The organism is Nocardia arseniciresistens (assembly GCF_046764875.1).
Taxonomy (GTDB): domain Bacteria; phylum Actinomycetota; class Actinomycetes; order Mycobacteriales; family Mycobacteriaceae; genus Nocardia; species Nocardia arseniciresistens.
On record NZ_JBKORD010000001.1, the window covers coordinates 340,449 to 359,026 of the forward strand.

Annotated in this window: 21 protein-coding genes and 1 riboswitch; of the genes, 13 read left to right on the plus strand and 8 right to left on the minus strand. The window is 65.7% G+C overall.

Going from position 1 to position 18,578, the window contains the following annotated elements; translation table 11 throughout:
• The first annotated feature begins 24 nt into the window (after positions 1 to 24).
• The 5 genes from ACLMAJ_RS01575 (at position 25) to ACLMAJ_RS01595 (ending at position 2,593) form a co-directional block, all read left to right on the plus strand.
• Positions 25 to 654 (plus strand): lipid droplet-associated protein, encoded by a 630-nt coding sequence (locus ACLMAJ_RS01575; protein ID WP_412011618.1) that lies wholly within the window; start codon positions 25 to 27, stop codon positions 652 to 654.
• Positions 655 to 767: 113 nt separating this feature from the next.
• Positions 768 to 1,991 carry an exodeoxyribonuclease VII large subunit gene (xseA, locus tag ACLMAJ_RS01580; RefSeq protein ID WP_412012013.1) on the plus strand — a complete coding sequence of 408 codons (1,224 nt, stop codon included), beginning with the start codon at positions 768 to 770 and terminating at the stop codon, positions 1,989 to 1,991.
• Positions 1,988 to 2,233 carry an exodeoxyribonuclease VII small subunit gene (locus ACLMAJ_RS01585; RefSeq protein ID WP_412011619.1) on the plus strand — a complete coding sequence of 82 codons (246 nt, stop codon included), beginning with the start codon at positions 1,988 to 1,990 and terminating at the stop codon, positions 2,231 to 2,233. The genes xseA and ACLMAJ_RS01585 overlap by 4 nt, the downstream gene beginning before the upstream one ends.
• 16 nt (positions 2,234 to 2,249) lie before the next feature.
• Entirely contained in the window at positions 2,250 to 2,438 is a 189-nt protein-coding gene (locus tag ACLMAJ_RS01590; protein ID WP_412011620.1) for a VOC family protein, read from the plus strand.
• Positions 2,435 to 2,593: a VOC family protein gene (locus ACLMAJ_RS01595; RefSeq protein ID WP_412011621.1), complete on the plus strand. Its 159-nt coding sequence runs from the start codon at positions 2,435 to 2,437 to the stop codon at positions 2,591 to 2,593. The genes ACLMAJ_RS01590 and ACLMAJ_RS01595 overlap by 4 nt, the downstream gene beginning before the upstream one ends.
• An 11-nt stretch (positions 2,594 to 2,604) precedes the next feature.
• Here ACLMAJ_RS01595 and ACLMAJ_RS01600 read toward each other — a convergent pair whose 3' ends face one another.
• Positions 2,605 to 3,171 (minus strand): DUF4245 domain-containing protein, encoded by a 567-nt coding sequence (locus ACLMAJ_RS01600; protein WP_412011622.1) that lies wholly within the window; start codon positions 3,169 to 3,171, stop codon positions 2,605 to 2,607.
• Positions 3,172 to 3,481: 310 nt separating this feature from the next.
• Between ACLMAJ_RS01600 and glpX the strand changes: the two genes are divergently transcribed.
• Positions 3,482 to 4,525, plus strand: a complete 1,044-nt coding sequence (gene glpX / locus ACLMAJ_RS01605; protein WP_412011623.1) for a class II fructose-bisphosphatase — start codon at positions 3,482 to 3,484, stop codon at positions 4,523 to 4,525.
• 231 nt (positions 4,526 to 4,756) lie between these two features.
• Positions 4,757 to 6,160, plus strand: a complete 1,404-nt coding sequence (locus ACLMAJ_RS01610; RefSeq protein ID WP_412011624.1) for a class II fumarate hydratase — start codon at positions 4,757 to 4,759, stop codon at positions 6,158 to 6,160.
• Between the two features lie 109 nt (positions 6,161 to 6,269).
• Here the strand turns inward: ACLMAJ_RS01610 and ACLMAJ_RS01615 are convergent, their stop codons facing one another.
• From ACLMAJ_RS01615 to ACLMAJ_RS01625, 3 genes are all read right to left on the minus strand, one after another.
• Positions 6,270 to 7,139: an acyl-ACP desaturase gene (locus ACLMAJ_RS01615; protein WP_412011625.1), complete on the minus strand. Its 870-nt coding sequence runs from the start codon at positions 7,137 to 7,139 to the stop codon at positions 6,270 to 6,272.
• A gap of 108 nt (positions 7,140 to 7,247) precedes the next feature.
• Entirely contained in the window at positions 7,248 to 7,796 is a 549-nt protein-coding gene (locus ACLMAJ_RS01620; protein WP_412011626.1) for an LGFP repeat-containing protein, read from the minus strand.
• Between the two features lie 210 nt (positions 7,797 to 8,006).
• Positions 8,007 to 9,419: an RNA 5'-3' helicase PhoH2 gene (locus ACLMAJ_RS01625; RefSeq protein ID WP_412011627.1), complete on the minus strand. Its 1,413-nt coding sequence runs from the start codon at positions 9,417 to 9,419 to the stop codon at positions 8,007 to 8,009.
• Between the two features lie 294 nt (positions 9,420 to 9,713).
• On the opposite strand from ACLMAJ_RS01625, the gene ACLMAJ_RS01630 reads away from it, so the two are divergent.
• Positions 9,714 to 9,986: a hypothetical protein gene (locus tag ACLMAJ_RS01630; RefSeq protein ID WP_412011628.1), complete on the plus strand. Its 273-nt coding sequence runs from the start codon at positions 9,714 to 9,716 to the stop codon at positions 9,984 to 9,986.
• Here ACLMAJ_RS01630 and ACLMAJ_RS01635 read toward each other — a convergent pair.
• Both ACLMAJ_RS01635 and ACLMAJ_RS01640 read right to left on the minus strand, forming a co-directional pair.
• Positions 9,970 to 10,410: a limonene-1,2-epoxide hydrolase family protein gene (locus tag ACLMAJ_RS01635; protein WP_412011629.1), complete on the minus strand. Its 441-nt coding sequence runs from the start codon at positions 10,408 to 10,410 to the stop codon at positions 9,970 to 9,972. The genes ACLMAJ_RS01630 and ACLMAJ_RS01635 overlap by 17 nt on opposite strands.
• 37 nt (positions 10,411 to 10,447) lie before the next feature.
• Positions 10,448 to 11,185, minus strand: coding sequence for a TetR/AcrR family transcriptional regulator (locus tag ACLMAJ_RS01640; RefSeq protein WP_412011630.1), 738 nt, complete (start codon positions 11,183 to 11,185; stop codon positions 10,448 to 10,450).
• A 105-nt stretch (positions 11,186 to 11,290) separates the two neighbouring features.
• Here ACLMAJ_RS01640 and ACLMAJ_RS01645 point away from each other — a divergent pair, with 105 nt between their 5' ends.
• From ACLMAJ_RS01645 to ACLMAJ_RS01660, 4 genes are all read left to right on the plus strand, one after another.
• Positions 11,291 to 12,487, plus strand: coding sequence for an FAD-dependent monooxygenase (locus ACLMAJ_RS01645; protein WP_412011631.1), 1,197 nt, complete (start codon positions 11,291 to 11,293; stop codon positions 12,485 to 12,487).
• A gap of 132 nt (positions 12,488 to 12,619) precedes the next feature.
• The gene (locus ACLMAJ_RS01650; RefSeq protein ID WP_412011632.1) at positions 12,620 to 13,852 is read left to right on the plus strand and encodes a WXG100 family type VII secretion target; all 1,233 of its coding nucleotides are present in this window, start codon (positions 12,620 to 12,622) and stop codon (positions 13,850 to 13,852) included.
• Entirely contained in the window at positions 13,852 to 14,589 is a 738-nt protein-coding gene (locus tag ACLMAJ_RS01655) for an ESX secretion-associated protein EspG (protein WP_412011633.1), read from the plus strand. Before ACLMAJ_RS01650 ends, ACLMAJ_RS01655 begins: the two co-directional genes overlap by 1 nt.
• Positions 14,590 to 14,718: 129 nt before the next feature.
• Positions 14,719 to 15,699, plus strand: coding sequence for an LLM class F420-dependent oxidoreductase (locus tag ACLMAJ_RS01660; RefSeq protein WP_412011634.1), 981 nt, complete (start codon positions 14,719 to 14,721; stop codon positions 15,697 to 15,699).
• A 65-nt stretch (positions 15,700 to 15,764) separates the two neighbouring features.
• Here ACLMAJ_RS01660 and glyA read toward each other — a convergent pair whose 3' ends face one another.
• Together glyA and ACLMAJ_RS01670 are read right to left on the minus strand one after the other, a co-directional pair.
• Positions 15,765 to 17,060: a serine hydroxymethyltransferase gene (gene glyA / locus ACLMAJ_RS01665; protein ID WP_412011635.1), complete on the minus strand. Its 1,296-nt coding sequence runs from the start codon at positions 17,058 to 17,060 to the stop codon at positions 15,765 to 15,767.
• 127 nt (positions 17,061 to 17,187) lie between these two features.
• Positions 17,188 to 17,273, minus strand: a riboswitch (ZMP/ZTP riboswitch).
• A 71-nt stretch (positions 17,274 to 17,344) separates the two neighbouring features.
• Positions 17,345 to 17,908 (minus strand): TetR/AcrR family transcriptional regulator, encoded by a 564-nt coding sequence (locus ACLMAJ_RS01670; RefSeq protein ID WP_412011636.1) that lies wholly within the window; start codon positions 17,906 to 17,908, stop codon positions 17,345 to 17,347.
• Between the two features lie 97 nt (positions 17,909 to 18,005).
• Between ACLMAJ_RS01670 and ACLMAJ_RS01675 the strand changes: the two genes are divergently transcribed.
• A complete protein-coding gene (locus ACLMAJ_RS01675; protein ID WP_412011637.1) occupies positions 18,006 to 18,470 on the plus strand; it encodes a PaaI family thioesterase in 465 nt (154 codons plus the stop codon).
• The last annotated feature ends 108 nt before the right edge of the window (positions 18,471 to 18,578 follow it).

The window sequence follows — 18,578 nt, forward strand, 5'->3', positions numbered from 1 at the left end:
CACCGTTTCGGGCAGGCTAGGACCATGTTTCGACCACCATTCCTGGCTCGCGTCGCCGCCGGTGCGGCCGTCTATGCCATCGAAGAAACTCGTCGGCTGCCCACAGCGGCAATGAATCTCCCGATCACCGCCATCAGCCAGATGTTGCAGACCACGATGCACATCCAACAATTCGTGACCAGCCTGGCCCTCAAGGGCGACTCGGTCTTCGAGCACTTGACCAACAGCCCCGTGGAACAGCCCGAGTGGGCCACGTTCGACGAGGACGCGGCACCCGAGCAGACCTTCGGCTCCGAGACCAACGCCACGGCACGCGCCAGCAGTTTCGACCTGTACGCCGCCGACGACCCCGCCGAATTCCAGTCCAACGGCCACAACTCCGCTCGAGAGACCATCACCGAGCAGGAAATCGCCGAGCCGCCGACACCCGCTGCCGAGTTCGGTGAGCCACCAGCGGCGCCGGAAATCGCCGAACCGGAAATCGCCACCCGCTACGACTACGCCAACATGACCCTGGCCCAGCTGCGTGCCCGCCTGCGCATGCTGACCGTCGAGGATCTCGGCGCGCTGCTGGACTACGAGCAGCAAACGCGCGCACGTGCGCCGTTCGTCACCATGTTGTCGAACCGGATCGCCACCGTGCGGGCCCAGTGACCGAACCCCCGACGTCTTCGTCGACGGTTGGCCGGGACAGTGCCGGCCAACCCGCCCGTGCGGCCGATTCGACCAAAGCGGCGCAGACCAATTCCGCCGATCAGCCGTGGCCGGTGCGTTCGGTGGCCATCAAGGTCTCGCAGTGGATCGATCGGCTCGGCAGCATCTGGGTCGAAGGTCAGATCACTCAGATCAATCTGCGCCCGGGCACCCGCACCGCTTTCCTGGTCTTGCGTGACCCGTCGGCCGACATGTCGCTGTCGGTGACCTGCGACCCGGACCTCATCCGCAAATCGCCTGTCCCGCTCCAGGAGGGCAGCAGGGTGGTGGTCTACGGCAAGCTGTCGTTCTTCACCGGCCGTGGCACCGTGTCGTTGCGCGTCATCGAGATTCGGCCGGTCGGCATCGGTGAGCTGCTGGCCCGCATCGAACGTCTGAAGGCGCTGCTCGCCGCGGAAGGCCTGTTCGATCCTCGGCTCAAACGGCCCATCCCGTTCCTGCCCAAGACCGTCGGACTCATTACCGGCCGAGCGAGCGCCGCCGAGCGCGATATCCTCACCGTGGCCCATAACCGTTGGCCCGCAGTCCATTTCGAGGTCCGCAACACGGCGGTGCAGGGCCCGACCGCAGTACCGCAGATGCTGGAGGCGCTGGCCGAGCTCGACGGTGACCCCGCCGTCGACGTGATCGTGCTCGCCCGCGGCGGCGGCAGCGTCGAGGACCTGCTCGCTTTCTCCGACGAGGCACTGTGCCGCGCGATCGTCGCGGCGACCACCCCGATCGTGAGCGCGATCGGCCATGAGCCCGACAACCCGCTCAGCGATCTCGTCGCCGACCTGCGCGCGGCCACCCCGACCGACGCCGCGAAGCGCATCGTGCCCGACGCAGCCGCCGAGCTGGCCGGTGTGCGCGATATGCGAGCCCGCTCGGCCGCCGCGCTACGCGGGTGGGTCGATCGCGAGACAAGAGCACTGGTGCAGCTGCGTTCCCGGCCGGTGCTCGCCGATCCGCTGCGCGAGCTCGAACGCCGCGTCGAGGAAGTCGAACGTCTGCGCACGGCCACTCGCCGCACCGCCGAACACTTGATCCGCACCGAATCCACGGCGACGCTCCACCTGCGCGAGAAGTTGACCGCGGTGGGTCCGGCCGCGACGCTGGCCCGTGGTTACGCTGTCGTACAGCGCGTGAACGGCAAGGAGCGCCACGTCGTTCGCTCGATCGAAGACGCGCAGGCCGGCAGTCAGCTGCGCATCCGAGTGGCCGACGGCGCAGTCAGCGCCGCCGCGCTCGGCACCCAAAAGTTGGGCACCCAGAACACCGACGCAGGGAGGACATGACCTTGGCCGAATCCGGCAAGGACGCCGATTCCGAGCTGGCCGAGATCGCCACCTTCGGCTACGAACGCGCCCGCGACGAACTGGTCAACGTCGTGAAAATGCTCGAGCAGGGCGGTATGGACCTCGACGACTCGCTCACGCTATGGGAGCGCGGCGAAGCACTCGCCAACCGCTGCGAGGAACACCTCGCCGGTGCCCGCAAGCGCGTCGAGGACGCACTGTCCCGATCCGAAGCCGAGTAGAGCCCGAGGAGCAGCAGTGACCATTCGTCGCGCCACACCCGACATCCGCACCGACGACATGGAACGCAGCCGCGAGTTCTACAAGCGGCTCGGCTTCGAAGAAGCCATGGATCTCGGTTGGGTGGTGGCGATGGCCTCGCCGTCCAACCCGACCGCTCAGGTTCTGCTGGTCGGGCCGGAAGCCGAAGTGCCGAACCGAACATGAGCGTCGAGGTCGAAGACGTCGACGCCGTGTACCACGACATGGTCACCGCGGGCGCCGACATCGTCTACGCACTGCGCGACGAGCCATGGGGCGTCCGACGTTTCTTCGTCCGCGACCCGAGCGGCACCATCGTCAACGTCGTCGATCACAGCTGACCGACGACGACCTAACGCTTCAGCGGCTCGGCGGCGGTGACGGCACCGGCCAGGGTAGTGAAAGCGCTCCGATTACCCGCGCCGGTGATGAGGACACGCGACTGCCCGAAGTCGGCGATCCAGGCCGATTCCTCGGTGGGCTCGGAGTAGACGATCCATTTCTGGTCGCCGATCTGCTCGGTGCCGCTGGCGTAGCGAGAGCCGAGCACGAAACGGGAAAGGGACTCCTCGGTCGCGTTGCTCTGACTCATGCGCATGTAGGTGCCCTGTGGGGTCAGGAAACCTACGGTGCTGACCGGACCGCCGCCGGTGCCGGTGATGGTGTCGCGGCTGCCGGAGTTCGGGGTCCAGCCCGCGGGCAGGCTCGGGTTCTTGATCGGGAAGGTAAGGGTGCGGGCATCCGAACTCAGCGCGGCGGCGACGTCGAAGTGCGGAACCTGGCCTTGGGTCGGTCCCTTGGCCGCGAAGCTGCACTGGCTTGCCAACCCGGCGAAAACCACGGCGATCAACACCAACGGGAACAGCGACCAGAGCAGATCCCGGTAGTCGTTCAGAATGCGTGGCTTTTGGTACGACACGCTCCCCAGTATCCATGCTTGCCACAACGCCGGAACCGTGGCATGGAACCCGCAAGCGATCGGTGCTGATCATTTCGACCGACCCGCAAGCGATCGGTACGCACCATTTCGACCAACCCGCAAGCGATCGGTACGCACCATTTCGACCGACCCGCAAGCGATCGGTACGCACCATTTCGACCGACCCGCAAGCGATCGGTACGCACCATTTCGACCGACACGCAAGCAGTCGGTACGGGTGTACCTGATCGGCAACGGTGACGCTTCTGCGAGAATCACCGGTAGCAACGACCGTAGGAGGCACACCGTAATGACGGCATCTTCGCCCGCACCCAGCCGCCGTGAGGCACCGGACCGCAACCTGGCGCTCGAACTGGTCCGGGTCACCGAGGCCGGTGCGATGGCTGCGGGCCGCTGGGTCGGCCGTGGCGACAAGGAAGGCGGCGACGGTGCGGCCGTCGACGCCATGCGGCAGCTGGTCAGCTCCGTATCCATGCGCGGCGTCGTGGTGATCGGTGAGGGCGAGAAGGACGAAGCGCCGATGCTGTACAACGGTGAGCTGGTCGGTGACGGCACCGGTCCCGAGGTGGACTTCGCGGTCGACCCGGTCGACGGCACCACCCTGATGTCGACCGGCTCACCCGGCGCCATCGCCGTGCTCGCGGTCGCCGATCGCGGCGCGATGTTCGATCCGTCCGCGGTGTTCTACATGCGCAAGATCGCGGTCGGTCCCGACGCCGCGAACGTGATCGATATCTCGGCTCCGATCGCCGAGAACATCCGCCGGGTCGCGAAGGCCAAGGGCCTGCTGAAATCCGACATGACCGTCTGCATCCTGGACCGGCCCCGGCACGCCGAGCTGATCCAAGAGGTCCGCGATGCGGGCGCCCGCATCCGACTGATCTCCGATGGTGACGTCGCCGGCGCCATCGCCGCCGCCCGCCCCGATTCCGGAACCGACATCCTGGTCGGCACCGGCGGCACTCCCGAGGGCATCATCGCCGCCGCCGCCATGCGCTGCATGGGTGGTGAGCTGCAAGGCATGCTTGCGCCCACCGACGACGCCGAGCGGCAGAAGGCCCTCGACGCCGGTCACGATCTGGACCGGGTGCTGACCACCGAAGATCTGGTGGCAGGCGACAACGTCTTCTTCTGCGCGACCGGCGTCACCGACGGCGATCTGCTGCGCGGGGTCCGCTACTACCCCGGCGGCGCCTCCACCCGGTCGATCGTCATGCGCTCCAAGTCCGGCACCGTCCGCATGATCGACGCCTACCACCGCCTCACGAAGCTGCGCGAATACTCCTCGGTCGATTTCATCGGCGACGAAGACGCGAACCCTCCCCTGCCGTAATTTTGGCCGCGCCTCCGCGCGGCGTGTTCGCGGCCCCCTTATGGTTCGCGTCCGAGCGAACCGGGCCGCGAATGACAATGCTCGGTCTCGCTTCGCTCGAAACTCGGTGTTCTGCCAATCTGGTTAGGCTCGAGCGCGACATCGCGTCACCGGTATTCCCTATGGCTGCTGTGCGAATGCCCTCAGGCGTGGCAGCCCCACAGCAGTCTTCTCGGGCATAGGGTCGAGTTCATGACGACCGAGGAGAGTCCGTACCGGATCGAACACGACACGATGGGCGAAGTTCGGGTGCCTGCGCACGCGTTGTGGCGCGCGCAGACCCAGCGGGCCGTGGAGAACTTTCCGATCAGTGGGCGTGGCCTCGAACGTGCACAGATTCGCGCGCTCGGCCTGCTGAAGGCCGCCTGTGCCAAGGTGAACCGCGATCTGGGTCTGCTCGATGCCACGAAGGCCGACGCGATCATCGCGGCGGCCACGGAGATCGCCGAGGGCAAGCACGACGATCAGTTCCCGATCGATGTCTTCCAGACCGGTTCGGGCACCAGCTCGAACATGAACGCCAACGAGGTGATCGCCTCGATCGCCGAGGCGAACGGCGTCGCCGTGCACCCGAACGATGACGTGAACATGTCCCAGTCGTCCAACGACACCTTCCCCACCGCAACGCATCTGGCCGCCACCGAGGGCGCCATCAAGGATCTGATCCCGGCACTGGATCACCTGCGGCTCGCGCTGCTGGACAAGTCGACCGAATGGCGCACGGTGGTGAAGTCCGGGCGCACCCATCTGATGGACGCGGTGCCGGTGACCCTCGGCCAGGAGTTCGGCGGCTACACCCGCCAGGTCGCCGCGGGTATCGAGCGCATCATGGCGGTACTTCCACGCTTGGGTGAGCTGCCCATCGGCGGCACCGCGGTCGGCACCGGCCTCAACGCGCCGGACGGTTTCGGCACGAAAGTGGTTGCGGAACTGGTTCGATCGACCGGACTCGACGCGTTGTCCGAGGCCGAGGATCACTTCGAGGCACAGGCCGCCCGCGATGGCCTCGTGGAGGCTTCCGGCGCGCTGCGCACCGTCGCGGTGAGCCTCACCAAGATCGCCAACGACATCCGCTGGATGGGTTCGGGCCCGCTCACCGGTCTCGGCGAACTGCAACTGCCCGATCTACAGCCCGGCAGCTCGATCATGCCTGGGAAGGTGAATCCGGTACTGCCGGAGGCGGTTACACAGGTCGCCGCGCAGGTGATCGGCAATGACGCGACCGTCGCCTTCTCCGGCGCGAGCGGTGCGTTCGAACTGAATGTCTACATCCCGGTGATGGCGCGCAATCTGCTGGAGTCGATCCGCTTGCTCGCCAATGTCTCCCGACTGTTCGCCGACAAGTGCGTCAGCGGCCTCGTCGCGAACGTGGATCATCTGCGCACGCTTGCCGAATCGTCCCCGTCCATCGTGACTCCGCTGAATTCGATAATCGGTTACGAAGAAGCCGCGGCCGTCGCGAAAGAGGCACTGAAACAGCGCAAGACGATTCGTCAGACGGTCATCGATCGCGGCCTTCTCGATGAAAAGTTCACCGAGGCAGAACTCGACCGCCGACTCGACGTACTTTCGATGGCGAAGGTGAAAGACAAATAACAGCAAATGCCAAGTGCCGCGCGGCATGTATCTACACCGAGGTCGGTGCACCAAACTCAGTGCACCGACCTCGGTGGTAGTTCATTCGCGTTATCCGCGACAGCCTGAATCAGGCCAGCGACTCGGTTCGCAGATGTGCGAGCTCGGCACGGGCCTTTTCGCCCTCGTCACCGAGATCGGTCCGTTCGAAGACATTCCACCGCTTCAGCAGCGGCGCGAAGACCAATTCGTTTTCCTTGGCGGGGTCGTAGATACCCGCCTCGGCGAGCAGCTCATCGCTGCTGCGTCCGTCGGGCAGCGTCACCGTCGGCACATGGAAGCTCGCCACACTGTCGGCGATGGCGCGGATCGTCTGATCCGGTGCGAGCTCGAAGGCCGCGGCGACCAGGTTGGCGAACAAGACCAACTGGAGCTCGTCGTCGACCGCGATGCGCTCGGCGATGGCGGTGACCATCGCGTTCTCCCCGAGCGCGGCGGTGTTACGGTGCCGGATCGCGGCGGCCGACTCCTCGAACGCACAGGTGGCAAGCACATCGAGCAGGTGCAGCGCGGGACGGCGGAAGCCCTTGGTCATGTGGTCCATCCGCAACCGCTCCAGCTCGATCGGATCGACCGAGCGGGTGACCATGAGGTAATTGCGAATCATGATCTCGTGGCGGTTTTCCTCGGCCGTCCACCGGCCGACCCAGCGCCACCACGCACCGGTGCGCAGGTACTTGCCGATCTCGCGGTGATACGCGGGCAGGTTGTCGGCGATCAAGACGCTGACGGTCAAGGCAAGCTTGGCGGTGTCACTGAGCTCGGATTGGCCTGGCTCCCAATCGATGCCGCTGAGGAAGCCGAAGTTTCGGCCGTCGTCCCACGGCACGTACTCGTGCGGCTGCCAGCCGTCAGCGGCTTCGATGTGCCGCCGCAGATTGGATTCCACCTCGTCGGCAAGCTCTTGCAATAGCTCGCGATCGGTCAAGAGATTTTGCACTCACACAACCTAGCCGCTGGGCCCGCGATGCGGGAATCTACAGATGGGAATTCTGGATGGAGACCGGCGTCCGGAACGTACGCGCACTGCCCCGGACGCCGCGGCCGATCAGGCCTTGGGCGTGACTGTAGTCTGGCCGTCCACCCAGGTGATCGTGCCCCCGGTGAAATCACTCTGCTTGCCGCCGGCGATGTCCTTCTCGTCGGTGGTCGGGTAGCCGAGCTTGCCGTTGGCGCCGCCCTCGTCCTCCCATGCCTCACGGATCTCGCCCCACACGATGTGCGGGCCGCCGTCCTGGCGCCAGTAGATGGTGCCGCCGGCGAAGTCCTGGTACTTACCGTCGTCGGGCCCGGTCTCCACGGCTTCCTCCGGGGCGCCCAGCGGACCGTTCGGGCCGCCCGCCGCCTTGTACTTCGCGAGAATCTCGTCGGAGACAACGATCTCCCCACCCTGGGTGGCGATCTTGGTTTCCTCCGCGGCACCTGCGGTGTGCTCCTCGGAGTGCTCCATGGCCATCGACGTGGTCGTCATGGAGGAGGCAGCGTTCTTGTCTTTGTCGTCGTCGTCATTGCTGCAACCCGAGGCAAGCAACAACGCCCCCGTCGCGAGCACTGCGGTGAATCCAGCCGTTCGTCGAGCGAAGTGGTGCATTTCCATCCTCTCGAAAGTGGCTACCGGCGACACCGCGGGCGCGGTGACGTCGCGCGTAGCCTAGGCCGATGTCCGGCAACGACCCGGCGAATGGAAGACCGACTCGCCGGGCCGTTGCTGAACACCTATCGAGGTGGATGATACCCGCTCAATTGTGAGGTGAAGCACACCCTGAATAGTTGCTGACTATCCAGGATTTCGCGAAGACTTGCTTGCCTATGCGCTCGGGCCGTACTCCTCCAGCATCTCGGTCACCAGCGCGGCGATCGGCGATCGCTCGCTACGAGTGAGGGTGATGTGCGCGAAAAGCGGGTGCCCCTTGAGCTTTTCGATCACCGCAGCGACACCGTCGTGCCTGCCGACGCGCAGGTTGTCGCGCTGTGCCACATCGTGGGTGAGTACTACCCGTGATCCGGTGCCCAGTCGGCTGAGCACGGTGAGCAGCACATTGCGTTCCAGCGACTGCGCCTCATCCACGATCACGAACGAATCGTGCAGCGAACGACCGCGAATGTGGGTGAGCGGCAACACCTCCAGCATGCCGCGGCTGAGCACCTCCTCCATCACCTCACGACTGGCCAACCCGTCGAGGGTGTCGAAGACAGCCTGCGCCCACGGACCCATCTTCTCGCTCTCGGAGCCGGGCAGGTAGCCGAGATCCTGACCACCGACGGCATACAGCGGGCGGAACACGACCACCTTGCGCTGGGTGCGGCGCTCGAGCACCGCTTCCAGACCCGCGGTGAGTGCCAGCGCCGACTTTCCGGTTCCCGCACGCCCACCGAGCGAGACGATGCCGATGCTCTCGTCGAGCAACAGATCGAGAGCGATGCGCTGCTCGGCCGAGCGGCCGTGCAATCCGAACGCCTCGCGCTCGCGCACCAGCTGCACACGCTTGTCCGGCGTCACCCTGCCGAGCGCGCTGGAACTGGAGCCGAGCAGCCGGATTCCGGTATGGCACGGAAGTTCCTTGGCTTCGTCCAGATCGATCACGTTCTCGGAGTAGAGCTGATCGACCTGACCGGTACTCACGTCGAGCTCGACCATTCCGGACCAGCCCGAGGTCACCACGTCCTGCGCGTGGTATTCATCGGCCCGCAATCCCACCGCACTCGCCTTGACGCGCAACGGAATGTCCTTGGAGACCAGCACCACCGCGCGGCCCTCCGCCGCGAGATTGAGGGCACAGGCCAGTATTCGGGAATCATTGGTGTCGGTGCGGAACCCGACCGGTAGTACCGCGGGGTCGGTGTGGTTCAGTTCCACCTGCAGTGTTCCACCCTCGGTGCCGATCGGCACCTGCTGATCCAGCCTGCCGTGCTGCAAGCGAAGATCATCCAGGTTGCGCAGGGCTTCCCGCGCGAACCAGCCCAATTCGTGATGGTGTCGTTTGCCTTCGAGTTCGCTGATGACGACCAGCGGTAGAACGACATCGTGTTCGCCGAACCTGGTGAATGCCCAGGGATCCGACAGCAATACCGAAGTGTCGATCACGAAGGTCCTTGCACCGGAACCGTGATAGAGCGAGGGGCGGTCCCCCTTAGTGTCCGAAGCGACAGCGGCGGAATCCTTATTTTTCGCGGAGCGGGAGGGCGCCGAGGGAGCGGGGACGGAGCGTGCAGCAGTCACGGTGGGCTCCTATGTGTCCGCGCGGCACCCGCACAGACGATCTCGCTGGACCGGTCCGTCCTGATGGAATCCGACGTGAGTCAGATGCCACGAGGGCCGGGTGCCGGCCCCCTCGTACTGAGTAGCTCAGTCACGGTCAGGACCTCCCGTACGAATCACACCGACGCGACCCGCACTACCGACGCTACCGCCGAGTGACCGTTCCTCGCTCACGGACGAGTAGGCGTGTCCGTGAATTTGTCGTTAACCCCAGCTCGCGGGAACCCGGCGCACGCAAGGGATAGAGTCGCAAGCATGGACGTGAACGAGGATCTGGAGAAGCTGTCGTCCAAGGAGTTGCACGACAGGGCGGTGAAACTGGCGGTCCGGCACGGGGACGTGAAGTATCTGTGGCGACTGCTCACCTCGATCCCCGCCGCCGAGGCCGCCGCCGGCAATCTCGGCGAGAGCGAGGCCGATATCAAGTACGTGGTACCGATGATCGACGACTACATCCACGCGGGCGATGGCGACATCGCCGAGGTGTTGCGGCCGTTCTACCTGGAGTACCTCAACAAGCATTCCTGACTCGGCCGCGGGAGAAGACCGCTCGCCACAGACCGACCGCGGTACCACGCAGGAAGTTCTCCCAGCTGAAGTGGTCGTGCCACAGGATGATCCGGCCGTCGCGCAGCTCGAAGGTACCCGCGACCCAGAACGCCACGCTCACCGGACCGAACCGGAGGATGTCGGTGCGGTCGGTGAGCACGATGTTGTCGTCCTCCGCCGCGATGTGATGCATCTGCACGGCGAAGCCGAACTGGTCTCGATGCAGGCCACGCAGGATGCGCCTGGCCAGGCCGCCACCCACGTCCGGCAACGAGGTGTTCTTCCAGACCAGGTCGGTGTGCAGAAGCTGCAGCGCCTCCTCCACCGCTCCCATTTCCAGCGCGGCCAAGAACTCGCGCACCGTGATGATCGCGTCTTCGGTCAGTTCGGTCTGTTCGGGCATGTTTCGACTGTATGCCGTGCGGAGGGGCTCCGGCAGGTCAGCCACGGCCGTCGATGAGGACGGCGAGTCCGTCGAGGATGCGGTCGATGCCGAAGTTCAGCGCATTGTCGCGGTTGGCCCCCGAACCGGACTGGCCGACGGTCGCCTGCTCGGCGAAGGCCGCGATTGTCTCGGGGTACCGATCGCCCGCTGCGGCGAGGACGGCACCGAGCTCACGCATCAGCTCTTGTTCCAGTCCTTCGTCGCCCATCGTCATCGTTTGCTGCGCGAGGCTGCGGACGTGCCCGTTCAGCAAAACAATGGTGTCGAGTCGTTCGGCGCCTGCCAGGCCGGTGTCCGCCAAGACCACGAGCGCGGCCTCCATCCACGCCAGTTCGTTGGGCCCGAATGGCCGCGCCCCGAGGGCGAGCTCCAGTGCCCACGGATGCGCGGTGTATTTCTCGAAAATCGTCTCCGCCCACCGTCGCAGGCCGATACGCCAGCGTTGCTCGACCGAATCCGCCTGGATGGCGGCCGTATCCGGCGGCGTGCCCATGGCCGCGTCCAGCATCAATGCGGTGAGTTCGGCCTTGCCCGGCACGTAGCGATACAGCGACATCTTGGTGAAGCCGAGGCGTTCGGCGAGGCGCTGCATGGACAGGCTCGCCAGGCCGTCGGCATCGGCAAGGGCGATCGCCTCGGCGACGATCCCCTCCAGCGATAGCGACGGTTTCGGTCCGCGTTTGGGTCGCTGCTGGATACCCCACAGCAGTTCGACGGCGGTAGGTGACGGCATAACCACATCCTTCCCGAGTAACGGCTTGACTTGTAACTGTGTCTATCATACTCTCATTCGCGTCCACCGGAAACAGATTCCATCGGACACACTAAAGGAGTCATTATGCGCAACAAAACCGTCCTCATCTCCGGCGCCAGCGTCGCGGGCCCCGCCCTCGCCTACTGGCTGCACCAGTACGGATTCGCCGTCACCGTTGTCGAGCGGGCACCGGCACTGCGCGCCGGTGGCCAGGCCGTCGACTTCAAGAGCGAAGCCCACCGCATCGTGCTCGAACGGATGGGGATCTGGGACGAGATCCAGCACCAGCGCACCGGCACGACCGACATGGTGTTCGTCGATGACGCCGGCCAGAAATTGGGCGTCGTGTCCGGCGAATTCACCGGCGGCGACGTGGAGATCCTGCGCGGTGACCTCGCGGCGATCATGTACAAGCAGACCGTCGATGAATGCGAGTACATCTTCGGCGACTCGATCAGCGCGCTCACCGAAAACTCCGACGGCGTGCTTGTCGAGTTCGAGCACGGCCCCGCACGCACCTTCGACCTGGTGTTCGGCGCCGACGGAATCCATTCGCGGGTACGGAAATTGACCTTCGGACCGGAAAAGGATTTCGTCAAGCACCTCGGCCACTACTACTGCATCGCAGGTGCGAGCCCTTGGAGCGTCGATTCCGACGGGCCGCACGAGCGCGCGACCGCCTACGCGCACAACGCCCCTGGCAGGCTCGCGGTCAGCGGCGGCTCGAAAGCGCAGCAGCTCTATATATTCGCCGCGAAAGAGCTCGACTACGACCGCAACAACACCGATGACCAGCGGCGCGTCATCAAGCAGACCTACGCCGATGACGGCTGGGAACTGCCGCGCATGCTCACCGAGATCGACGAGTTCGAGGATGTCTTCCTCGATTCGATCAGCAAGGTGGATATGAAGAAGCTCGGCTACAGCAAGGGGCGGATCGCGCTGATCGGCGACTCGGCCTACGGAAACACCATGGGCGGCTATGGAACCGGACTCGCGATCGTCGGCGCCTACGTCATCGCCGGTGAGCTCGCCCTCAACGCCGACCACACCACCGCCTTCGCCAATTACAACGAGATCATGCGCCGCTACGCCAAGATCGCGGGCAACAGCAACGCGGGTGCGTTCCTGGCACCGAAGACCGCGCGCGGTGTCAAAATGCGCAACTGGTTCCTGAACTCGTGGATGTTCACGCTGATGATGAAGTACAGCGACAACGCGGCGAACGATATCGACCTGCGCGATTACCCGACACTGGTCGCACAGTCCCGTGCGAACTGACACGCTGCGCGGTGCGAGTCCACTTCGGCGTGGCCGGCACCGGAGGACGGGGTGTGTTTCGATGGAACCGGGGCAGGGTCGAGTGCGTCTATAAGGTTAAGACGGCACTGATGGAAGGGCGGAGGGCCGGTCATGAGACCAACCGACGGCCGCGCGATCACCAATCCCGAGAACGCGCAAAACTTTTCGCACGCGGAGATCAAGCAGGCGTCGGTTCAGATGAACCCCGCCGGGCTGGACGGCGCCTTCGAGGCATGGTCGGGCATCGCGGCGGCGGTGACCAAGGCCGGAGAACAGTTCGAAACGGCCATCCAGCTAGCGGTGGACCAGGATTGGGAAGGCGCCGCCGCGGACAGCGCTACGCGGGGCATCCGTGACTTCGCCGAACGAATGAGCGAGCTCGGGCAGTCGCTGGATCAGCAGTCGCAGCCACTCTCGGCGGCGGCGGACGCGGCGGCCCGGTTCAAGGCGGCGGTTCCCGACCTGATCGAAAGTTCCGGAACCACAGGTGATCCGGAAGCACGCAACACCGCGGAAGAGCAGGCCCGCGGCGATATGAACACGCTGTACATCGAACCGTATGGGAACACCGCCCCTGAAATTCCGACGTTGCCGCCTCCGGTGCAGCCCATCGCGGTCGGAATCGGCGGCATCGGCGTCGCAATCGGCAATCCGAGCGGCACTGGTTCCGATGAGCCGACGCCGAGCGGGACCGAGCAGGACAAGCCCACTGGGCGCGACCAACCCAGCGGCCACGACGAGCCCACCGGGCAGGACGAGCCCGCGGCAGTGGACAAGTCCACGGACCAGGCCACACCGGCCGAGCAGGGCACACCGGAACTGTCCGAATCGGACAAGCCCGGAAAGACGGAAGAGGCCGCCGCGCAGCAAGTCTCGCCCGCATCGTCTCAGCACAACGGCACACCGACGACTCCGGCCGGAACGACACATACCCCGGCCGGACCGGCAATGGCCTCGCCACTCGTCCCCACGGCATATCCGGCAACGGCGCCCACCGCCTACACCCCGCTCTCGCTCGACAGCATTCCGAGTCGGGCCGCGACGCCGAGCTCGCCCGGTGCGGCACCGATCTACGGAAGCGAGCCCCGGCCGGGTACGTCGGTCCCCGGCCAACCGGGGCAGACGTCGGGAACACCAGGGCCACAACCCGTCTCGGGATCCGCCGGTCGCCCCGGCGCGACGGTCGGCGCAGGCTATTCGGGCATGTCCGCGCCGCGAACCCGCATCAGCGGGACCGACGACAACGAGCACGATTCACCGAAATACCTGCGCTCGGAGGAACACGCAACCGACCTCATCGGCACGGTCGAACCGACCGTCCCTCCCGTGCTCGGAGCCGACTGATGGCGCAATGGTCGCTCACGGCCGAGCAGTTCGCCGCCGCGTGGTTCGGAACCGGGATGGACCGCTTGCCTTTCCCGTTTCGATTCACCAGCCGCTTCGAGGGCCGCAACGAATACCAGGCGTATCAGCAACGGTTCCGCGCCGAACTGACCCATGAAGACCACATCCACCTGCGGCGTGCGCTCAGCGTGCTCGCCAAACCTGATTGGCGCATCGAACTTTTCGGCATCGATAACAACCGCGACCAGGCCGAGATTCGGGCCGTCGGGTGTGCGACCCGCGGCGGTCCCGGTGTCATCGCCGTGCAAATGCCCGGTTCCGACGGCGGCAAGGTACGCCTGCGCCGCTGCCGGGTCGATCAGCTTGCCACCGAACTGATCCGGCTACTACCCGACCCATCACCTGGCACCGCGACCGAAAAGAGTTACCTACTCGACGATCTCAACGACGACCGTCCCGATCCGTTCGCCACCGCACCCTCGCGCACGGTCAAGGAACGCTACTGCCGCTTCTGGCGTCAGGAATACGACACCAGGGGCACCGCGGTCGTATTGCTCGGCCCCCGCAACAGCGCACCTGTACGCACCGGCAAGCTGCGCTGGATCGATACGACGGAAGGTCGCTACTGCGAGGTTCCCGCCAACCGTGCCCTGATGGTCCGTCCCGCCACCAGCACGGATATCACCCGCTACCTGGACGAGGCCATCATTCGCGGCAAGGCCCGACTCGACGGTTAGACCCGAATTCACCCGGCAACCGCGCAGCATCACGATCGAACGCAATAGTCGCTACTCGTGTTGCGCGGGTTCTGCCAGGGTCAATTCCTCCCTGTATACCGAGCGTGTGTGCCCGTAGCGTTAGCACGCATGAGCATCCGCCTCGGTTATCAGATGCCGAACTTCAGTCACGCAGGCTCTGTCCGCGATCTGTTTCCGTCGGTGATCGCGCAGGCAAAGGAGGCCGAAGCGGCCGGGTTCGACACCACGTTCGTGATGGACCATTTCTATCAGCTGCCGGTTATCGGGCCGCCCGACGAGCCGATGCTGGAGGCGTACACGACGCTGGCCGCGCTGGCGACCGCGACCGAAAGCATCCAGCTCTCGGCGTTGGTCACGGGCAACACCTATCGCAATCCGGCGGTGCTCGCCAAGACGGTCACCACGTTGGACGTGGTGAGCGGCGGCAGGGCGGTGCTCGGCATCGGCGCGGGCTGGTACGAACTCGAGCACCGGCAGTACGGGCTCGAGTTCGGCACCTTCACCGATCGGTTCGCCCGGCTGGACGAGGCGCTGCAGATCATCGTCCCGATGCTGCGCGGGCAGCGGCCGAGCTTCGACGGCGCCTGGTATCACGCGGAAGACGCGATGAACGAGCCGCGAATGCGCGATGACCTACCGATCCTGCTGGGCGGTGGCGGCGAAAAGAAGACCTTCGCGCTGGCCGCCCGCTACGCCGACCACCTCAACATCATCTGCCACGCCGCTCAGCTGCCGCAGAAGCTGGCCGCATTGCACGAGCGCTGCGCCGAGATCGGCCGCGACCCCGCGACTCTCGAAACCAGCTACCTGGCCACCGTCATCCTCGACGAGGACGGTGACCGCGCCCGCAAACACCAGGCCGACCTTTTGGAAAAGCAGGGCGACGAATTGGCGGCGCTGCCTGTCGAACTGCGCGCCTCGCAATCCGATCGCCAATTCGTCGGTAACCCGGACGATGTCGCCGAACAGCTCCAGCGCCGGGTTCTCGACCACGGCATCGACGGCCTGATCATCAACATGGTCGTCAATGGGCACGAGCCGGGCATAGTGGACCTCGCCGGGCGCACTCTTCGCCCACTGGTGCAGTAGGACAACGACAACGTCTCCGCACACCTCATGCGGTATGCGGAGACGTTGTGTTCGGGTGAGTCGGCTCAGCCGAGCAGGTTCCAGTCCTCCAGACCCTGGTAGAGCGGGAGGTCGCGGGCCAGCTTGGTGACGCGGGCGCGCAGTGATTCGATGTCGGCGCCGCCGGCAAGTGCGGTGGCGATGATGTCGGCGACCTCGGTGAACTCGTCATCGCCGAAGCCACGGGTGGCCAGGGCGGCGGTGCCGATGCGCAGGCCGGAGGTGACCATCGGCGGGCGCGGGTCGAACGGAACGGCGTTGCGGTTCACCGTGATTCCGATTTCGTGCAGCAGATCCTCGCCCTGCTGACCATCGAGCTCGGAGTTGCGCAGGTCGACGAGTACCAGGTGCACGTCGGTGCCGCCGGTGAGGACGCTGATGCCCTTGTCCTTGACGTCGGCGCCGCCGAGGCGCTCGGCAAGGATCTTGGCGCCGGACAGGGTGCGCTCCTGGCGCTCCTTGAACTCGTCACCGCCCGCGATCTTGAAAGCGACGGCCTTCGCGGCGATCACGTGCATGAGCGGCCCGCCCTGCTGGCCGGGGAATACCGCACTGTTGAGCTTCTTCGCGTACTCCTGCTTGGCCAGGATCAGGCCGGAGCGGGGACCGCCGAGCGTCTTGTGCACGGTGGAGGACACCACGTCGGCGTACGGCACCGGCGAGGGGTGCAGACCCGCTGCGACCAGACCGGCGAAGTGCGCCATGTCCACCCACAGGTAAGCGCCGACCTCATCGGCGATTTCACGGAATGCGGCGAAGTCCTGATGCCGCGGGTAGGCCGACCAGCCCGCCACGATCACCTTCGGCCGTGCGGCGAGCGCGGTCTCACGCAGCTCGTCCATATCGATCCGGTGGTCTTCCTTGCTGACACCGTAGGAGTGCACCTCGTAGAGCTTGCCGGAGAAGTTCAGCCGCATGCCGTGGGTGAGGTGACCGCCGTGCGCGAGGTCGAGGCCGAGCAGCTTGTCGCCCGGATTCATCAGCGCCATCAGCACCGCGGCGTTCGCCTGCGCGCCGGAATGTGGCTGTACATTGGCGAATTCGGCGCCGAAGAGTTCCTTGGCACGATCACGAGCGAGGGTCTCGACAACGTCGACGTGCTCGCAACCACCGTAGTAGCGACGGCCCGGGTACCCCTCGGCGTACTTATTGGTGAGCACACTGCCCTGTGCCTGCAGCACCGCCCGCGGCACGAAATTCTCGGAGGCGATCATCTCGAGGGTGTCGCGCTCACGCGCGAGTTCACCGGCCATCGCGGCGGCCACCTCCGGATCGAGCTCACCGAGAGATTGAGTATTGACAGAGGAGGTAGTCTGCGTCACCTGATCGAGTCTATTGGCCGTCTGCGCGGCGCCGATCGGGGGGTTCGGCCTCTCGGTAACTCCGTGCTGATCCATCGCAACCTCCGTGATCCGGGACGCCGGGGGTGCGCACCCCAAGAGCCCATGTGCCCGGCACCCAGGCGCGCGGTGCGGGGCGAGGGTGCTTCCCGGTGGTTGCGTCCACCTTCGAATGCGCCAGTCGCGGTCCGATCATCCTAGTCGGAGCGCAGCACCGGGCGACGTTCACCATCAGGTCGGCAAGTGGTCTACGGAGCGGGGAACGGTCAGGCGTGGGCGGCGGGCAGGAGGGCCATGAGGTGCTCTTGGGCGTAATCGAGCGGGCGAGTGGATTTGAGTGCACGGGACTGGACGATCGCGCCTTCGATCGCACTGATGATGAGGCTCGCCAGTGACGCGGCGCGGGCCGCCGGCATGCCTTCGCCTTCTAGGGCGGTCGCGAGGTGGCCGGTCCAGTCGACGAGTGCCGCACCGGCGGCGGCCTGGACGCGGGGCTCGGATTCGGCGAGCGCGGCGCCGACGATCGGACATCCCGCGGTGAACGAGCTCTGCTCGAGGACGTGCTTCCACCAGCCGACCAGCGCGGCAAGCCACTGTTCGGACGGGCCCGCGGCGGTGACCTTGTCGATGACGGCGGTCATCCGGTCACCGGCGATCTTGGTCGCGGTCTCGACCAGTTCGCTCTTACCCGACGGGAAGTGCTGGTACAGCGAGTTGCGCGAGGCGTTGCCGCGGTCGAGCAGCGCGGCGAGCCCCGCGGCGTGCACACCCTGTTCGCGAACCAGCTCGATGGCACTCTCGATCAGCCGGGCGCGTGGTCCTGTGGTCATCGGCGTCCCCATCTCACTAACGCTTGCGTGAACCGATCGGTCCATGCTCCAATCATGACAGATGTGGACCGATCGGTTCACCGAAAGGATGGAACTCATGAGCTCGGAAACCGCGACCGCGCCGCGAATCGACTTCGCCGAACTGTCAGGGCTCGAGCTGCTACGAGCGGCGATGACGATGGAAGGACGCCCGCGTTTCATCGGCGACCTGCTCGGCATGGAAATCGACCTGCTCGAGCACGGCAAAGTGGTCTTCGCCCTCGAAACCCGCGCCGATTTCGCCAACCCGCTCGGCACAACGCACGGCGGCATCTGCGCGACGCTGCTCGACTCGGTGATGGGCTGCGCGGTCCACACCACATTGGACGCGGGCGTCGGCTACACCACCCTGGAATTGAAGGTCAACTACATCCGCTCGGTCCCCACCGACGGCAGGCGCCTCACCGCGACCGGCACCACCATCCACGTAGGCCGCACCACGGCCACCGCCGAAGGCCGCGTCGTCGACGACAAGAACCGCCTCGTCGCCCACGCCACCACCACCTGCGTCATCTTCCGCTGACATGAAATGGCCATCGGCCGTACCGAAAGTCCCTGTAACGCAACCACAGTCAGTTCCCGCTGGAAACCCGCGCCTGCCTGCCCGGGTTGCGGAAGAGGAAGCCGGCTA

Excerpts from the sequence above, each read along its gene's own strand:
- ACLMAJ_RS01595 (WP_412011621.1), top strand. The coding sequence starts at position 2,435 with ATGAGCGTCGAGGTCGAAGACGTCGACGCCGTGTACCACGACATGGTC.
- ACLMAJ_RS01635 (WP_412011629.1), bottom strand. The coding sequence starts at position 10,410 with ATGCCCGAACAGACCGAACTGACCGAAGACGCGATCATCACGGTGCGC.
- ACLMAJ_RS01575 (WP_412011618.1), top strand. The coding sequence starts at position 25 with ATGTTTCGACCACCATTCCTGGCTCGCGTCGCCGCCGGTGCGGCCGTC.
- ACLMAJ_RS01585 (WP_412011619.1), top strand. The coding sequence starts at position 1,988 with ATGACCTTGGCCGAATCCGGCAAGGACGCCGATTCCGAGCTGGCCGAG.
- ACLMAJ_RS01610 (WP_412011624.1), top strand. The coding sequence starts at position 4,757 with ATGACGACCGAGGAGAGTCCGTACCGGATCGAACACGACACGATGGGC.
- ACLMAJ_RS01620 (WP_412011626.1), bottom strand. The coding sequence starts at position 7,796 with ATGGAAATGCACCACTTCGCTCGACGAACGGCTGGATTCACCGCAGTG.
- ACLMAJ_RS01645 (WP_412011631.1), top strand. The coding sequence starts at position 11,291 with ATGCGCAACAAAACCGTCCTCATCTCCGGCGCCAGCGTCGCGGGCCCC.
- ACLMAJ_RS01630 (WP_412011628.1), top strand. The coding sequence starts at position 9,714 with ATGGACGTGAACGAGGATCTGGAGAAGCTGTCGTCCAAGGAGTTGCAC.
- ACLMAJ_RS01650 (WP_412011632.1), top strand. The coding sequence starts at position 12,620 with ATGAGACCAACCGACGGCCGCGCGATCACCAATCCCGAGAACGCGCAA.
- ACLMAJ_RS01640 (WP_412011630.1), bottom strand. The coding sequence starts at position 11,185 with ATGCCGTCACCTACCGCCGTCGAACTGCTGTGGGGTATCCAGCAGCGA.
- ACLMAJ_RS01670 (WP_412011636.1), bottom strand. The coding sequence starts at position 17,908 with ATGACCACAGGACCACGCGCCCGGCTGATCGAGAGTGCCATCGAGCTG.
- ACLMAJ_RS01675 (WP_412011637.1), top strand. The coding sequence starts at position 18,006 with ATGAGCTCGGAAACCGCGACCGCGCCGCGAATCGACTTCGCCGAACTG.
- glpX (WP_412011623.1), top strand. The coding sequence starts at position 3,482 with ATGACGGCATCTTCGCCCGCACCCAGCCGCCGTGAGGCACCGGACCGC.
- ACLMAJ_RS01655 (WP_412011633.1), top strand. The coding sequence starts at position 13,852 with ATGGCGCAATGGTCGCTCACGGCCGAGCAGTTCGCCGCCGCGTGGTTC.
- ACLMAJ_RS01660 (WP_412011634.1), top strand. The coding sequence starts at position 14,719 with ATGAGCATCCGCCTCGGTTATCAGATGCCGAACTTCAGTCACGCAGGC.